Genomic DNA, 16,025 nt, shown 5'->3' with positions numbered 1-16,025 from the left:
GTTTAGCAGGCCAACTTTATATGTTGGCCTTTTTTTTGTTTAAAATTACACACTATTTTCTGCGTATTGCACTACTAAAGCTCCATGATTTCAAATGCCCAACATACGCTAGACGCTGGGTTGGCATGAAAGTTGGCACATCACCTGTACGCATATGTAATATATCCGCAGGTGTTATCCACGATGAGTTACCTTCAAATAAGGGAATACCTGCATATTTATAAGCATCGAGGACAAACTGTGAACAAAAGAAACCATTAGCTTGGTCTATATCATCGCCTAATTGAACTTTAGCTAAAGTTTTTAAGCAAAAATTACGTATCGTTTCACCAATTAATGGAAGCTCACATACCCTTTTTGTGATCATCCAAGGCGCTATCATCACAATACCTTTATAATTATATTTATTTCCATTATTTTGAACTGAAAACTCGCGTAATTTTTCTGCATGCAATGATGTTAAGCCTGTTTGCCTCAGCACTACCATGTTGTTAGAGTCTCTCACTGCTTGGTCTAATGTAATGATCCTAACGCCACTTCCAACAGACTCAGCTACTTCCCCCAACCCCAAGTAAATAGATGCGTGACTTACCCCACTAATACTAAATAACCGAATTCCCCATGAATTTAACCCTGTAGCAGAAGATAAAAGAATATCGCCTGGCAACATGTCAGAAACCGCCAACGGCTCAACAGAATCCTTGATAGGAATCGTGTTTGCGTGTTGAATATTAAAATTTAAGCGATTAGTTTCTTCATCTGATTTGAATTGAGTTGAACACCCTGAAAGAGAAAAACAAAATAAAAATAGCAGGAAACAATAAAATTTCATTCAATAACACCCGATAGTCATCTTTCTTTTTAGTTTTTAATTAATGAAGATAATATCGCTTAATCTATTTTATGACTACTGTTTATTTCTATAATAGAAGAGTTAGAATATTACTCATATGAGTGGTGCATATTGAAATGAGCTAACGTAATCTAATGAAAAATTAGTTTTAACAACTTAAATTTAACCCTCTAGTAAACACTAGAGGGTTACATACATTCAATTAACTAATAACATATTCTGGGTAAAAAACGGTTACTGAATGATATGTCTTCTTTTCTGTCGCTTTATTCTTTTGTACTGCAACTGTAGTATTATCTTTAGAACCAAGCGAAACACGTATGTTTTTTTTAGAGCGACTTAATTTATAAGGCATACCTAATAAACGACGTGCATTATTATTACTAACCATTATCGACTCCTTAAACTACTAAATTAAAATTCATTAAAAAATGAACATCAAAAAATATAGTCATCGTTGACCACAAAGGCTTTCTTGTTTCATAAAATGACAAAACAAAATGTAACTCTTTTAGTATAGCACTAAATCACCAATATATAATCCAGTTTTATTTATTAATTTCTATCAGTTATCATTTTGCTGGTTACAGCTCTTCATAAAATAATCAAATTATAGTGCGTTAAAAATATTAGCATACGTCGTTCCCTACTCAAGTGGTGAGGCAGGACTTGAGCATTTATCATTCCAAATTTGGTTAACCTGTTCAGGCAATAATATTTCATGTCCTCCATCAATAAATGGAATTGAAATATCCATGCGACCTTCATCATTAGTATAAGCTTTAACAATAAAACGCTTAAATCCGTCAGGCTTATCATTTTTATATCGATAAACCTCCCCACAAACATAACCTACCTTACCATTATCTGCAGTGTAACGAGAAAAATGATATTCAATATTTCTAAACTTTGCTGCTTGTGGGTACGCTAGAACGTCATAAACATTCTTTTTCACTTGCTCAACTAAACTTAATTGAGTTGGTTTCATATATAGTGCTCCTAACAAAAATGCAGCACCAAAAATGAGTATCGCAATGATTACTTTGAAAAAATTCATTTTTATTCTCGCCATATATGACCAACTTTTTAGAAAAAATATTTTTTACGATGATAACCAGATATCAATTAAAATCCATCTTTAAAACGTAAATGTTCTTATATTTATCCTTTTTTAATTTAAAATATGTTAAATATAAAAACCCTTCAAAAAGTAATGTTAAGTTGTGTTTAATATTACAACTGTTTTTTACTTTTAATCATCTAGAAAATTTTTCTCATACTATTGTGTTCTTTTAGAAACTATCAGTATAGTAAGGAAAACATTACAATAATAGGAACTAAAAAATGAAAACAATAGGCCTTATTGGCGGCATGAGTTGGGAATCAACGTTACTTTACTATCAACAGCTTAACGAAGGTATCAAACAACAACTAGGTGGCCTGCATTCGGCTAAAATTGTTTTATATAGCGTTGATTTTTCTGAAATAGAACAATATCAATCTAGCGGGCGATGGGATTTAGCCGGCCAGTGTTTAGCTGATGCAGGAGAGAGTTTAAAGCTTGCAGGTGCTGATTTCCTTGTTCTTTGCACAAATACCATGCATAAAGTTGCACCACAAATTGAATCTCAAACAGGTCTTCCTTTATTACATATTGCTGATGCGACGGGTGAACGCATTATACAATCAGGTATAAAAAAAATTGGACTCCTAGGTACCGCTTTTACTATGGAGCAACCCTTCTATAAGCAAAGATTAATTGAAAAATTTAACGTGGATGTACTAATACCTAACCAGCAAGATAGGAAAATAGTTCATAATATTATCTATAATGAACTATGTTTAGGGATAATAAATGACAAATCTAAAAAAGAATATCAGCGTATAATGGCATCCCTTGTAGAAAACGGGGCTGAAGGTATTATTTTAGGCTGTACCGAGATAACATTACTAGTTAATCAGAATGATACGACCGTAGGAATATTTGATACTACTGCCATTCATGCTCAAAAAACAGTAGAAGTCGCACTATCTGTTTAACCAACATTAAATCCTTTCTTTAGTAACTATTGTTAAATATAGTCATTGTTAAAGAATAGTATCAAAATTAACATATTATCTAGTGCAAAATTTCATTTAATACTATTAAAAAGAATTTTGCACCCATTAAACTTCATCTTTAGATCATAATGTATAATAATATCTTTCCCTGTTGTTAATTATACCTGAGCTAATCTTATAAATATCATTTATACTTATTCACCTTAGTTCATCTATCTTAAATTTACAGATTATTACCCATTGAATATTAATTTTCTTCTAAGATAATAAAAAAATTTATTATCGAATTGACAATGGATCACTATGAATAAAAATAATGTTGGTAATGCCGTGTTGGGCAAATTTATTAAACAAAAACGTATAGAGCATCAAATTACGACAAAAAAAATGGCAGAATTAATATCTATCTCTGAAAAGTCATACATAAAATATGAAGATGGGAGCCTTTCCATATTCATTGAACATCTTATGGTAATATCTAACACATTGAATGTAGATGTTAAAACATTATTTGATACCTACGTCAACGCACAACCATGTACATAAGTATATTTCACTATCGTGCAAATTGTGCTTTACATTGAAAGAGTAAGGTATAGGCCTCGACAAGCAAAAATAAGCTAGATAACATACAAACATAACTTCAACACGAGATAAGAAATCACTATGAGCCAATCAAAAGCGGAGAAACCTCCCTTCTAATATCAGTAACATTAACTTATTAGAAGGGAAAATTATGAATTATACTAAATTTAATATAGAGACATGGTTACGTAGAGAACATTACAATATTTACGAAAAAACCATAAATTGTGGGTTTAGTTTAACAACTAAGATAGATATCACAAACCTAAAAAGATATATAGATTCAAATGGTTATGAATTTTATCCATCAGTGATTTATTTATTATCACGGGTAGTTAATACCTATAAAGAATTTAGGTTTGCAAAAAAAAATGATGAACTAATTTTATGGGATGAAGTGCACCCTAGTTTTACTATCTTCCACAAAGATACCGAAACTTTTTCTTCATTATGGTGCAAGTATTCTTCAGAAATAACAACATTTATGGAGAACTACCACCAGCAATTAACGTTGCATAAAGATAATCTCGATTTGCACCCTCAACCACAGCAAGTTGAAAATGTCTTCTATGTGTCATCTTTGCCTTGGGTTTCATTCGACAGTTTTAATCTAAATATTGCAGATATTACTAATGTTTTTACCCCGATTTTCACTTTGGGAAAATACTATAGTGAGAATAATAAAATGTGGCTTCCTCTAGCTGTACAAGTGCATCATGCAGTTTGTGATGGCTTCCATGTAGGTCAGTTTTTAACTACTTTACAAAAGCTATGTGACGAATTAACCCATTAGCCTAGATTACTCTCAGTCATGAAGGAAGCTAGCCTTCCTTCATTTATAGGAAATTAACCTCGTTAAATGGATACTCTCATCATCTTTAATTCAAAAATAATAAGCTTATGTAAATGGCATCCCCAATAGCGTCACTTTGAATAAGATATTCCGTTGGAGTAATCACCATTTTAATGGTGTTGGCGAGTAAAGAAAAAATCAATTCAATAGGATCAGTTGCAGGCATGTTTCCTCCATATTTTTCTATACATTAAGTTCTCATTGGCGCTTATACAATAAGATAAAGGCTATAGCGAAGACACTATCCCCTAACAGATTTTCATCTTTTGATAAATCTCACTGATTAAAATTTAAGCATAGAATAATCATAACTTAAAAAACTGGGCCATTACCTATGGTAAGCTCCATTATATTAAATAATTATCAACCGAGGCTCTAGTTGGTACTCTTTACCTCAAAGATTTATAATACGTTCTGTAATTAAAGATATTAATTTCGATGTATCAACGTCAGTAATAATTTTGCATTTAGCTTCATTATACTTAGCTTTTGGGTCATGATTAATGGAGGTAGATGTGTAAGCAAAACTATGACCGAATAATTTATTAGACTCATATTCGATAGTAATTGAACCGTCAATACCTGAAAAAATTTCAGGTTTAATGAGGTATGCAATAACGCAGGGATCATGGAGAAATGGGTCAAACTCTGCATATCTTCGACACATTTCTGCAACAGTCTGAGCGATAAGGCCACCTTTTTCCAAAGGACTACACAAACCAGCCCTTATATCAGCCTTACTTGTTACATCCAAACCAAGCATAGTAATATGGCGTGCACTATCAAAAACGATATGAGCAGCATGAGGATCTACATAAAAATTAAACTCAGCAGCTGGCGTTATATTCCCCTGTGTAAATGCAGCTCCGCCCATGACTACAATGTCTTTTACATTATCAACTAATTTTGGTTCTTTGATGATAGCGACGGCTATATTAGTAAGAGATGCTATTGTGCATAATGTTATTTCACCTGGGTTTGACATTACCGTATCAATAATAAAATCTACGGCGTGACCAGAATAATTTGGATAATCTGATGCGGGAAGCAATACTCCAGCTAGACCATCAGTACCATGAACATGAGTTTTACTCCCACTTTTGGACATTAGTGGACGCTCACAACCTTTTGCTAGAGGAATATCCTGCCTATTTGCTAACGCAAGTAATTGTCGTGCATTATTGTGAACCTTTTCTAATTCTACATTACCTGCAACTGTGGTTATGCCTATTAATTCTATTTCTGGAGAAGCTAAGGCTAAAAAAATGGCCACAGCATCATCTACACCAGGATCACAATCAATTATTATTTTGTTCATTCTATTACTCCTTGATTTATATGTTATACAAAAATACCAACAATAGTCGCTGATAAACAACTGACTAAAGTTGAGCCAACAATCAATCTAAAACTATTTGATGCGATCATTTTTCCATGTTCTCGGCTTATACTTGTAACGCAACCGATAATCATTCCGATAGAGCCAAAATTTGCAAATGATATTAAAAATACGGACATAATTGCATCCGTTCGTGGTGTAATGCTTGTTAATTTCATATAGTCAATCATAGCAACAAACTCATTCGATAAAATTTTAGTCGCAATAATTGTTCCAAAAGTAACACTTTCATCCCATGAACTACCCAAAATGAAAGCTAAAGGTGAAAAAATATAACCAAGAATTCCTTGAAAACTAATTCCTAAAATATTTAAAAAAACATCATTCAGCATACTAATTAAGGCGACAAAACCGATAATTATGGGAACAATTGCAAGAATAAGCTTAAAGGCATCCTGCATGTGATCTGTCAATACCTCAAAAAATGAGCCCCTTTCACCTTTATTTGCCCCCAAAGGACAAGTTGTGATATTTGTGGGTTCACTTGGATTAATAATAGAAACAATAATAAAAGTACTAAAAAAATTGAGACTAACACCAATAAAAACATAGCGTGGCTCAACCATTTGTGTATATGCGCCTAGCAATGCAATATCTACTGTTGAGATAGTACATGCAGCAATAGTATACATCTGTGCTTTAGATAGCCTTGGAATGTAATCTTTAATTGATACATAAGCAGGCATCATTCCGACTATCACAGCGCTAATAGCGGCAAAAGACTCTAATTTTCCAACTTTAGATATTTTGTTGATTAGAAAGCCTATAGTATTAATAATTAAATCTAGCGCACCGATATATTTAAATATTCCAATTATAGAGCAAATAAAAATCAAAGGTAAAAGAGCTACAACAACAAAAACCATAGAAGTTTTACTGCTTATATCTCCAAAAACAAAATCAATCCCCTTATTAGCATAATTAATTATATAATGAATACCTGATGCTATACCGTCAAGAGTAGCAAGCCCAATAGTAGTATTTAGCATGGTAGACGCGACAATAATCTCCAATGTTAACAATGTTAGTATCGATGGAAGTTTATGTTTTATGTTTTTTTTACTAAAACTAAGCAAATATGCTATAAGAAAAACAAAAATTAGACTAAAAAAGAATATAAGGTATTTCATAAATATCACCATGTTAATAGATTTTAATTATGATTAGTTGATTTAATGTCTCCTTAACCCACTAATTAAAAGCAAAAAAATAATTTTTAATTTCAATATATATGACCTTGCTTAAAAGGTACGATTTTAAGCATTTACATTCAATTTATAATTATAGTTCAAGCGCCAAACACCCAGGAACATAATAATTCAAATAAACTCTCTTAGTTTGTATTTTTAAACATATAATTCTTAAAATGTGAATCATGTCGCACTTGTAAGCCATACTTAAAATAAAGCTTTTTCTTTTCACAAATAACTCAGAGCGTTAGTTACCTTATAATTTTTTTCAATATCTTATTGTTATTAAGCGTTAAATTCTAATGATTCTGCAATTATACATTCACTCTATCTCGCTCTCTTTACCACTGCACTGGAAAACTGGCTAAGTTTAAATAGAAGAATATGTTCTATCTAAATATTATAAACATAGGCTTTATAATGCCCATATAATTCTTACCGTGATTAACAATTTATTAAGTTACTAAAATTTCTAGTGACTACTAAAAATATAAAATAGCTAGTGGGATAAATATTTATTACTTATTTACCTTGCTTATACTAAATAAGAATAAGAAAGACTCAATACAGCTATATTATTTTAGCTCAAAAATAGATACTTTAGCCCCCAAAAAATGGAAAGTAATAATTGAAAAATTTATTGGTTCTGTATCTAGGCATAAAAACAATAGTATTGTTAACTCACATCTGAATAAGGCAGCTATAATTAGATTTTCTGACCTAAAATTTGCAGATGTCATGATGAAAAAGCTCAAATACTCAAGGGGCATTAGGTTTCATGCACGAAAATTTATATTGCAGTAAATACGTTAAAACACTCAATATTATTAATGAAGAAACACACGAATGCTTAGCGCATTTTGGTTGATACATCATTGCACGCTAAAATATCATCAGAGCACTTGAAAGTTTAAATCAGCTTCCACCGTAGGCATATCGTCAACAGTAAGAAAACTCTATGTTTGTGTGTCTCTATTAAAGTGGGGTGGACACCAATTTTCACCTATTTTACCGAACTGGTATCACTCTTCCCTCATGTTCTGCTATCATGAGCCTCTTTTTATAACTCTCGCTGATTAGGCTTTAAGCATAAAACAATAATAATTTAAAAACCAAATGTACAATTATCCATCAGCAACATAAACCCCAGTAGCAGAACGTATAGAATGACGACCAATAAAGAACAGTACAACTTAAATAAGTTGCAAAAAAGAATTCGCCGCGATGTTGGCCAAGCAATCGCTGACTTTAATATGATAGAAGACGGTGACCGGATAATGGTTTGCTTATCTGGAGGTAAAGATAGTTACACACTACTTTCCATCCTGCAAAGCTTACAAAAAAGTGCCCCAATCCAGTTCTCATTAATTGCGGTTAATTTAGATCAAAAGCAACCCGGGTTCCCTGAGCATATTTTACCTGCATACCTTAATAAACTTGGTGTAGAGTACAAAATTGTTGAAGAAAACACCTATGGGATCGTAAAAGAAAAAATTCCTGAAGGGAAAACAACCTGTTCACTGTGCTCGCGTTTACGTCGTGGGATTTTATATCGTACAGCTACTGAACTAGGTGCAACTAAAATTGCTCTTGGTCACCACCGTGATGATATTTTACAGACTATGTTCTTGAATATGTTTTACGGTGGTAAGTTAAAAGGTATGCCTCCTAAATTGATGAGTGATGACGGAAAACACATTGTCATTCGCCCGCTCGCTTACTGTCGAGAAAAAGATATAGAACGCTTTGCGCAGGCTAAAGATTTTCCAATTATTCCATGTAACCTATGTGGTTCTCAACCAAACCTGCAACGTCAAGTTATTAAAGAGATGCTACGTGATTGGGATAAGCGCTATCCCGGCCGTATCGAAACAATGTTCCGTGCTACTCAAAATATTGTACCGTCTCATTTATGTGATACCGAATTATTTGACTTCAAAAATATTTCTCATGGAGATGAAGTTATCAATGGCGGAGATCTTGCGTTTGACAAAGAGGAGCTACCGCTTCAACCTTTTATAGATGAAGATGATAAGCCCGACTTTACAGCAGAACGCCTTGATATTATTGAAGTTAAATAAACATTTATTGATAACCTCCTCGTATGGAGGTTATTTTTGCTCGGATTAGATGCAAAAAAAAGCCGATGTAAAATACATCGGCATTACAGTGGTCAATTATTCTGTATAAGAACTCAATATGAGAAAAACTACAATTATGGAGCACAACGTTCATCGCTCAACGTTGCATTCACCTGCAGGACTAATACTGCACTAAAACCTCAGTAGTTTTATTGATTTATCTCAAACTAGGTCCGGTTATCGCAAATAAGTCATCAATATTAGAGCCATCGGCTTTTTCTTAACCACCACAAAACGGTTCCAATTAAAACGGCTAATAAAACACAAAATACACTAAAGGCAAAACGGAACTCATTACCAGGGATCCCGCCTAAATTCACACCAAACAGCCCCGTTAAAAAAGTTGTTGGTAGGAATATCATGGCCATTAATGACATTGTATAAATGCGCCGATTCATCATCTCAGTCATCATATTCGTTATCTCGTCAGAAATAATCGCTGTACGTGCAATAAAACCATCGAGATCTTCAATACAACGTCCTAATCGGTCAGAAATCTCTTGAATTCGACGACGATTGGTTTCATCTAACCAAAGCAATTTTTCTGTTGTTAAACGGGAAAACATATCTCGCTGTGGAGCCATATAACGGCGTATCACAATAATTTGTTTACGAAGTAATGCTAATTCCCCTCTCTCAGGAATTTGGCTATTTAATATGAAATCTTCCATATCAATTAAACGCTCATGCAAAGAATCCGTAAAATCACTTATTTCATCTGTAATAGAATCAGCAACCTCAACTAACCAGTCACCTGTACTTTGGGCCCCGACTCCCTGCTTTAAATCATCAATGATAGAATCTAAGGAATTTACTTTTCGATGACGACTAGAAATAATTATCCGATTATTAATAAATACCCTAAACGCAACTAATTGCTCAGGCCGCTGGCCAGCATTGGTATTTAATGTTTGCAATGTTAATAAAATACCATCGCCAACACGAATCAATCGCCAACGTCCTGAATGCCCAGATAAAGCAGACTTAACTTGGTCATTAAAGAGATCTGATTGCTGAATCCAATTAAAACTTTGTGGGTCCTTATAATCATAATGAAGCCAAAACGGTGATTGCTGGTTTGCGCTAGCATTCACGTCGATAGGAAGTAACCCACCGTCTCCATTTAACTGAAATGCATGTACAGGATTTGAATTTTGGAATAAAGAACCATAAATCAGTCCCATGCAATATCTCCCTTTTATAATCAATACGGTATTTTTAGTCGAATAGTGACATATTTGTCATTATTTCAAGAATCGTTCTCACGATACATAAAATAACAAAAAAAAGATTGAGATTAATATCTCATAAAAACAGACAATTTCCCATAAATCACAAAATATCGCCATTTTTGCTAAATAACACTACATAATTGACACAAACGAGCAATAAAGTTCATGATGATTTTTTTATTATGAAAAGGTAGTGTTTATTCCTTTTTTGGTCCTCCTTCCCATTCTCCAGAGGAAGGAGCTTTTTTTCTTTCCTTTAGAAAAAGCAGCCCGTACCTTGCACAGGCTGTATCCTATTTTAATGTTTAATGATATAAAAACTGTGGCTATAAGCGACATCTTCGGGGTTGTTTATCGGGTACCCCTTCAGCCAAGGCTTAATTAAGCGTGCATTGGTATATTGGTAAATAGGCGCGATTGGAGCTTCTTTTGCAATGATTGCTTCCGCATTATTATAATAACGGTTGCGTAATTGTGCATTCGTTTCAATACTCGCCGACTCAATAACGCTATCATATGCAGGGTTATTAAATTTTGGTATATTGCCAGTATGTTGAGATGTAAGCAGAGACAAGAATGTTGAAGGCTCATTAAAATCACCTATCCATGATGCACGTATAACATCAAAATTTCCTGTATTGCGGCTATCTATATAAGTTTTCCATTCTTGATTTACTAATTTGACTTCAGCGCCTAATTTTTTCTTCCACATAGAAGCAATTGCAATCGCAATTTTCTGATGATTTTCTGAACTGTTGTACAACAATGTTAATTCTAACGGGTGATTTGGACCAAAACCTGCTTGCTGTAATAACACTTTTGCTTGCTGGTCTAATTCTTTTTGTGAGTAGCTATTGTAAAGCCCTTTTTCAGGTTTAAAGCCATCGGTGACATCGGGAGTAAAATAATTTGCAGGTTTTTCCCCTGTACCTAATACTTTATTAGCAATTAATTGGCGGTCAATCGCCATGGATAAGGCTTTTCTAACACGAACGTCATCCGTCGGTGCGCGTTGGGTATTAAATGCATAGTAATAGGTCCCTAATTGGTCTGGTGTAAAGACTTCATTAGGAATATCTTTCAATAATTTTTGATAGCGTTGTTTTGGAAATGATTCGGTAATATCCAAGTCTCCCGCTAAATAACGATTAGTTGCATGAGACTCTTGGTTAATCGGGACAAAAGTGACTTTAGTTATCACTGTATTTTGATGATCCCAATAATTTTTGTTTGGAACTAAAACAATTTTTTCATTAACCACTCTGTCAGATAAAACAAAAGCGCCATTTCCGACTAAATTACCTACTTTTATCCAGTCATTACCAAACTTTTCAACGGTTCCTTGGTGAACAGGAAATAAACTAAAATTAGCTGCTAATGAAGAGAAATAAGGTACTGGTTTATTTAAAGTAATCTTTAATGTATGCGCATCAACCGCTTCAACACCTAGCTGTTCAACAGGCAGTTTTCCATCAATAATAGCTTGCGCATTGTTAATACCTGCTAATGCTGCAAACCAAGCAAATGGTGATGATGTTACCGGTGAAACCAGTCGTTGCCAGCTATAAACAAAATCTTGAGCCGTGACAGGGTCACCATTCGACCAACGAGCATCAGTCCTCAGTGTAAATGTCCAAATCCGGTTATCTGTTGTATTCCAATTTTGGGCTACACCTGGGATAGGCTTTCCATGGTCATCCTGGTTAACAAGCCCTTCAAATAAGTCACGCATGACTTGCGCTTCCGTTAACCCCACTGACTTTACCGGGTCCAAAGAAGCCGGCTCGTCTTTTAAATGACGCGTAACTTCTTGGTTTTCAGCTAAAACTGTGCCAGTGGGTATCACCGCACTAATAGCTTGTGTAGTAAAAATAACTGAAGAAATCAAAACAGCTAAAGATGTGAATGAATGTTTATGCATTTTATTTTCTATCTTGTTAGTATAAATAAAGTTAACTAAAAGCCTAGTTAAATGATTTCAAGTGAAGGTGCTATTGTTAGCAATATTACTGCATTTACGTCTTAAGTTTCATTTAGGTAAATTAATTATTGAAACATATTTCCGTATATCCATAAAAAACAATAGATTATAGAGCAAAAACTCACTCAGTTTAGATAATATCAAACAGCGATACACTTGAGTTATTCTGTAGTTTATCTTAATTTATCATATGCTGTCATATTTCAGAAATCTACATTTCTCTTGTAATCAATTGATTTACCTATCTAAATATACATAAACTAATACTCGCATTATACAATAATAGCTATGCCCATATCCTTGTCATTTTTCTGATCAGTAAATAATGACTAAAGAAATCAATACAGACAGATTTCCTTTTGTTACACTCCATAAGGCAATTTAAAAAGGTGCATAACAGAAAACGCAAGCATTGAAAAAGCTTAGCTGTTATATAATGATAATGCACCATACCCTAATAAAAAGTATGTAATATTACCTTACTTTGCCCCATGTAGAACTCAAAGTAAGTGATAAGGTTTCTGTATGAAATTTGGTCATTAGTAGAATGTAAAACTCAGCACTGTATAACTACTCATTAAAAAACCTTTAATCGCAAAGATTTTTTATTAGAAGTTAGATTAAGTTAACAGTGAATCACTTTATGAACGGGAGAAAAATTCATGTCGCAAACAGTTAAATTAAAAGGTAATGACATCACAGTTAATGGTGTTTTTTTACAAGCAGGTTCAAAAGCTAAGCCCCTTACCCTTGTCACCAAAGATCTCAGCGAAGCAACGCTGGAAACTTATGAAGGTAAAAGAAAAGTTTTAAATATTTTTCCAAGTGTAGACACTGGCGTATGCGCGGCATCAGTTCGCAAATTTAATAAGCTCGCAAACGAGTTGGACAACACGGTTGTGTTATGCATTTCTGCTGACCTGCCTTTCGCACAAGCACGTTTTTGTGGTGCAGAAGGTTTAGATAATGTCGTTATGCTATCTTCTTTCCGTAGTGATTCATTTGCTAATGACTATGGTGTTGCTATCGCTAGTGGTCCATTAAAAGGCTTAAATGCACGTTCCGTTGTTGTCTTAGATGAAAATAATAACGTTATTTATAGCCAATTAGTCTCTGAAACTACTGAAGAACCTGATTACGACAGTGCATTAAACAGCCTTAAATAAGCTTTTTATATCATTTAACTCACTGTAATTAGTAATGAAGCGGGAATTTTCCGCTTCATTACTCAATATAAAAACCACACTAATCTACGTGAGCCCAGTACAATGGCTGGTGGTTCTTCGCATTAACAACATTCGCAAATAACTTATTGTCACTCATTATAGAGATCAAAGTATGAGAAAGCGTACTCAATACTTTTAAGGCTTGATCCTGAGTGACAGGGCAACAAGATGTCAAAATATCAATAATAAGGTCTCGAGGCTTATGGCCATTTTTCACCAATGCCTCCCACGTGAAACGATTTTTCTTCGTTAAATATTTTACTGCGGCTTTATTCATCAGATAAAGTTCAGCAGCTGAGGCAGCAGACTCAAACATATCATTTTTATAATGACTCTGGCTCATGTATTCGCGTAACTTACGATTTACAATGAAATTAATAGTGAATTGGTCCATGGCAACTCCTTGTAGGCTGAAACCCATCAGATGAGATTACGATACCCTAAAACAGTAGCTGTCTTTGTTATATAGCAGGAAAATTCACCAATTAGCAATAGTATTAGTAAGGTTTTGCCATACTAAACACGAGCTAAAAAAGGTACGTCTTTAAAATAACATTGAATTAGTGCCCTATTCTCATAGATTTTACCGACTGTTCGTACTACAGCATCTCGGCAATACTTATTCAAACCGTGGGTCGGTATTGCCGTTGCAATGCCAGAACCACTAAAAAACAAACCTATTGCTGTTAACACATAGGTTATTGTTTTGTTCATTTTAATTAGTTTTGCTCTTTTTTCGTATTGAGACCATATTCTCTTAATTTATTGGCAATTGCCGTATGAGAAATATCCAAGCGTTTAGCTAATTTACGAGTGCTCGGGTAATCACGATACAAGCGCGCTAATACTGACGCTTCATAGCGTTTAGTAATTTCATCTAGCGAACCATTGAGCGAATCTAAAGCCAGTGCGGGAGGATTTACTACATCAGGTAATTGGATATTCTCTGCTTCCAATATATTGCCATTAAGTTGAGTTAACCCTTGATAAAGGGCATTTCTCAGTTGCCTTACATTACCCGGCCAATAATAACTGCTTAAAAATTCGATTAGCGAAGGCGCCAATTTAGGCTCTGCAATATGAAGCTCTTTGGAAAAACTGGCTACAAATGTCTTGGTTAGCGGTAAAATATCTTCTTTACGTTCACGTAATGGAGGGATGGTTAATGTGAGTACATTTAAACGATAATAAAGGTCCTCTCTGAATTTTTTTTCTGCCACCAATTCAGGTAGATTTTTCTGTGTTGCACAAATTACACGGACATTAACCTTAACTTCTCGTTCCTCGCCAACACGCCTAAATGTTCCATCATTTAAAAAACGTAATAACTTAATTTGCATTTGAGGTGACATTTCAGCAATTTCATCAAGCAATACTGTTCCGCCATTTGCTTGTTCAAAAAAACCTTTTTTACCTTCAACTGCATTTGGATACGCCCCTGCTGCATAACCAAATAATTCACTTTCTACGACATCATCCGGCATCGAAGCACAATTTAAACCTAAAAACGGTTCTTTTCCTCGCGCACTATGCAAATGACAAGCTTTCGCTAAGATATCCTTCCCGGTCCCTGTTTCACCAACGAGTAATAATGGCTCATCCAGCATCGCAACACGTTTAGCCCGTTCAACTACATTTGCCATGACAGGGCTAACAGCAATAATTTGTTCAAAACCACTGCCATCTACCTCAATAACTTGTTTACGTTGCTTATCTAAAATTTCAGCCGATTTCAACAGCAACACAGCTCCTGTACAATGGAGTTTACCATTTTCATCTGCCAAAATAATAGGAGTCACTTGCATCAAATAGTCTTGGCCTTTAATGACGACTTTCTCTGTATAAGCTTCTGGTGACTCTCGTTCAAACCAACGTACCAGCCCTTGGCTACTGACTAACTGAGAAAAGGTTTTTTCTCGAATTTTTGCCTCATCATAACCAAATAATTGCAATGTCATTGGGTTAACCAACTCAATATTTAGCTTATTATCAATGGACAAAACAGGTTCTGGAAATGAGTTTAATAGCGCCCAAACAGCTTTATGCTCTCTTTCTGAAGGCATAAAATAAATTCGGCGAACATCAATAACACCATTGATACGCCGTATTTCTGCCATCAATGTGCTGAATACCTGAAAATCTACAGGTGTAAAATTTAGGTAAATCCTACGTTGAGGAGATATTTCAATACCTTTTAAATCAATATTTTGTAGGACTAAAAGATCAAGTAATTCACGCGTTAAACCGATACGGTCTTGGCAGGTCACTTCGAGGCGCATGGATAGGAACCTTCATCAAAAAAGCCGAGAGAATAAAGGTATTTTAGCCTTAAACATTAAGGGAATACAGTGTTTGTGTCACAAATTGTTGACAGCTTGTAAGCTTCATAGGTATTAACAAATAAAATCACTGCTTTCCTTAATTTTTTAAGGCTTGAAATAACAATAAGCATATTAATCAACACATGATGCTGCTGAGTGAGTGAAAACTGTCAACTCACTCTG

At 34.4% G+C, this 16,025-nt stretch carries 15 protein-coding genes; 5 read left to right on the top strand and 10 right to left on the bottom strand.

Annotation, left to right across the window (positions count from 1 at the left end; genetic code table 11):
• Nucleotides 1-52: 52 nt before the first annotated feature.
• From PSE83_RS01800 to PSE83_RS01790, 3 genes are all read right to left on the bottom strand, one after another.
• On the bottom strand, nucleotides 53-832 hold the full coding sequence (locus PSE83_RS01800) for a YaeF family permuted papain-like enzyme (RefSeq protein ID WP_004263971.1): 780 nt from the start codon (nucleotides 830-832) through the stop codon (nucleotides 53-55).
• A gap of 223 nt (nucleotides 833-1,055) precedes the next feature.
• Nucleotides 1,056-1,244, bottom strand: coding sequence for a stationary-phase-induced ribosome-associated protein (gene sra / locus PSE83_RS01795; protein ID WP_004263968.1), 189 nt, complete (start codon nucleotides 1,242-1,244; stop codon nucleotides 1,056-1,058).
• 255 nt (nucleotides 1,245-1,499) lie between these two features.
• On the bottom strand, nucleotides 1,500-1,841 hold the full coding sequence (locus tag PSE83_RS01790; protein WP_180311987.1) for a hypothetical protein: 342 nt from the start codon (nucleotides 1,839-1,841) through the stop codon (nucleotides 1,500-1,502).
• A 356-nt stretch (nucleotides 1,842-2,197) separates the two neighbouring features.
• Here PSE83_RS01790 and PSE83_RS01785 point away from each other — a divergent pair, with 356 nt between their 5' ends.
• The 3 genes from PSE83_RS01785 to catA all read left to right on the top strand — a co-directional run bounded on the left by PSE83_RS01785 (nucleotide 2,198) and on the right by catA (nucleotide 4,292).
• Nucleotides 2,198-2,893, top strand: a complete 696-nt coding sequence (locus tag PSE83_RS01785) for an aspartate/glutamate racemase family protein (RefSeq protein ID WP_096863984.1) — start codon at nucleotides 2,198-2,200, stop codon at nucleotides 2,891-2,893.
• Between the two features lie 324 nt (nucleotides 2,894-3,217).
• A complete protein-coding gene (locus PSE83_RS01780; protein ID WP_004263957.1) occupies nucleotides 3,218-3,460 on the top strand; it encodes a helix-turn-helix domain-containing protein in 243 nt (80 codons plus the stop codon).
• Between the two features lie 190 nt (nucleotides 3,461-3,650).
• Nucleotides 3,651-4,292, top strand: coding sequence for a type A chloramphenicol O-acetyltransferase (gene catA, locus PSE83_RS01775; protein ID WP_004263956.1), 642 nt, complete (start codon nucleotides 3,651-3,653; stop codon nucleotides 4,290-4,292).
• Nucleotides 4,293-4,377: 85 nt separating this feature from the next.
• Here the strand turns inward: catA and PSE83_RS01770 are convergent, their stop codons facing one another.
• From PSE83_RS01770 to PSE83_RS01760, 3 genes are all read right to left on the bottom strand, one after another.
• Nucleotides 4,378-4,518: a hypothetical protein gene (locus PSE83_RS01770; RefSeq protein ID WP_004263953.1), complete on the bottom strand. Its 141-nt coding sequence runs from the start codon at nucleotides 4,516-4,518 to the stop codon at nucleotides 4,378-4,380.
• Between the two features lie 228 nt (nucleotides 4,519-4,746).
• Nucleotides 4,747-5,670: a nucleoside hydrolase gene (locus PSE83_RS01765; RefSeq protein WP_004263951.1), complete on the bottom strand. Its 924-nt coding sequence runs from the start codon at nucleotides 5,668-5,670 to the stop codon at nucleotides 4,747-4,749.
• Nucleotides 5,671-5,693: 23 nt separating this feature from the next.
• Entirely contained in the window at nucleotides 5,694-6,881 is a 1,188-nt protein-coding gene (locus PSE83_RS01760) for a NupC/NupG family nucleoside CNT transporter (RefSeq protein WP_232368743.1), read from the bottom strand.
• Nucleotides 6,882-8,107: 1,226 nt separating this feature from the next.
• Here PSE83_RS01760 and ttcA point away from each other — a divergent pair.
• Nucleotides 8,108-9,022 carry a tRNA 2-thiocytidine(32) synthetase TtcA gene (gene ttcA, locus PSE83_RS01755; RefSeq protein ID WP_262960819.1) on the top strand — a complete coding sequence of 305 codons (915 nt, stop codon included), beginning with the start codon at nucleotides 8,108-8,110 and terminating at the stop codon, nucleotides 9,020-9,022.
• Nucleotides 9,023-9,282: 260 nt separating this feature from the next.
• On the opposite strand, the gene zntB is transcribed toward ttcA, so the two are convergent.
• Together zntB and PSE83_RS01745 are read right to left on the bottom strand one after the other, a co-directional pair.
• A complete protein-coding gene (gene zntB / locus PSE83_RS01750; RefSeq protein WP_004263941.1) occupies nucleotides 9,283-10,266 on the bottom strand; it encodes a zinc transporter ZntB in 984 nt (327 codons plus the stop codon).
• Nucleotides 10,267-10,612: 346 nt separating this feature from the next.
• A complete protein-coding gene (locus PSE83_RS01745) occupies nucleotides 10,613-12,235 on the bottom strand; it encodes a peptide ABC transporter substrate-binding protein (protein ID WP_172767274.1) in 1,623 nt (540 codons plus the stop codon).
• A gap of 722 nt (nucleotides 12,236-12,957) precedes the next feature.
• On the opposite strand from PSE83_RS01745, the gene tpx reads away from it, so the two are divergent.
• Entirely contained in the window at nucleotides 12,958-13,461 is a 504-nt protein-coding gene (gene tpx / locus PSE83_RS01740) for a thiol peroxidase (protein WP_004263934.1), read from the top strand.
• A 79-nt stretch (nucleotides 13,462-13,540) separates the two neighbouring features.
• Here the strand turns inward: tpx and PSE83_RS01735 are convergent, their stop codons facing one another.
• Together PSE83_RS01735 and tyrR are read right to left on the bottom strand one after the other, a co-directional pair.
• Nucleotides 13,541-13,915: an ATP-binding protein gene (locus PSE83_RS01735; protein WP_094961776.1), complete on the bottom strand. Its 375-nt coding sequence runs from the start codon at nucleotides 13,913-13,915 to the stop codon at nucleotides 13,541-13,543.
• Between the two features lie 325 nt (nucleotides 13,916-14,240).
• On the bottom strand, nucleotides 14,241-15,800 hold the full coding sequence (tyrR, locus tag PSE83_RS01730; protein ID WP_004263923.1) for a transcriptional regulator TyrR: 1,560 nt from the start codon (nucleotides 15,798-15,800) through the stop codon (nucleotides 14,241-14,243).
• Nucleotides 15,801-16,025: the final 225 nt, after the last annotated feature.

The sequence above is a fragment of the Providencia sp. PROV150 genome, from assembly GCF_028481025.1.
Taxonomy (GTDB): Bacteria; Pseudomonadota; Gammaproteobacteria; order Enterobacterales; family Enterobacteriaceae; genus Providencia; species Providencia hangzhouensis.
The sequence above is the reverse complement of the archived record's forward strand: the minus strand, read 5'-3'. Positions and strand labels throughout refer to the sequence as shown.

Bases quoted from the DNA above. Each gene is read 5' to 3' on its own strand.
- PSE83_RS01800 (WP_004263971.1), bottom strand. From the start codon at position 832: ATGAAATTTTATTGTTTCCTGCTATTTTTATTTTGTTTTTCTCTTTCA.
- sra (WP_004263968.1), bottom strand. From the start codon at position 1,244: ATGGTTAGTAATAATAATGCACGTCGTTTATTAGGTATGCCTTATAAA.
- PSE83_RS01790 (WP_180311987.1), bottom strand. From the start codon at position 1,841: ATGAAACCAACTCAATTAAGTTTAGTTGAGCAAGTGAAAAAGAATGTT.
- PSE83_RS01785 (WP_096863984.1), top strand. From the start codon at position 2,198: ATGAAAACAATAGGCCTTATTGGCGGCATGAGTTGGGAATCAACGTTA.
- PSE83_RS01780 (WP_004263957.1), top strand. From the start codon at position 3,218: ATGAATAAAAATAATGTTGGTAATGCCGTGTTGGGCAAATTTATTAAA.
- catA (WP_004263956.1), top strand. From the start codon at position 3,651: ATGAATTATACTAAATTTAATATAGAGACATGGTTACGTAGAGAACAT.
- PSE83_RS01770 (WP_004263953.1), bottom strand. From the start codon at position 4,518: ATGCCTGCAACTGATCCTATTGAATTGATTTTTTCTTTACTCGCCAAC.
- PSE83_RS01765 (WP_004263951.1), bottom strand. From the start codon at position 5,670: ATGAACAAAATAATAATTGATTGTGATCCTGGTGTAGATGATGCTGTG.
- PSE83_RS01760 (WP_232368743.1), bottom strand. From the start codon at position 6,881: ATGAAATACCTTATATTCTTTTTTAGTCTAATTTTTGTTTTTCTTATA.
- ttcA (WP_262960819.1), top strand. From the start codon at position 8,108: ATGACGACCAATAAAGAACAGTACAACTTAAATAAGTTGCAAAAAAGA.
- zntB (WP_004263941.1), bottom strand. From the start codon at position 10,266: ATGGGACTGATTTATGGTTCTTTATTCCAAAATTCAAATCCTGTACAT.
- PSE83_RS01745 (WP_172767274.1), bottom strand. From the start codon at position 12,235: ATGCATAAACATTCATTCACATCTTTAGCTGTTTTGATTTCTTCAGTT.
- tpx (WP_004263934.1), top strand. From the start codon at position 12,958: ATGTCGCAAACAGTTAAATTAAAAGGTAATGACATCACAGTTAATGGT.
- PSE83_RS01735 (WP_094961776.1), bottom strand. From the start codon at position 13,915: ATGGACCAATTCACTATTAATTTCATTGTAAATCGTAAGTTACGCGAA.
- tyrR (WP_004263923.1), bottom strand. From the start codon at position 15,800: ATGCGCCTCGAAGTGACCTGCCAAGACCGTATCGGTTTAACGCGTGAA.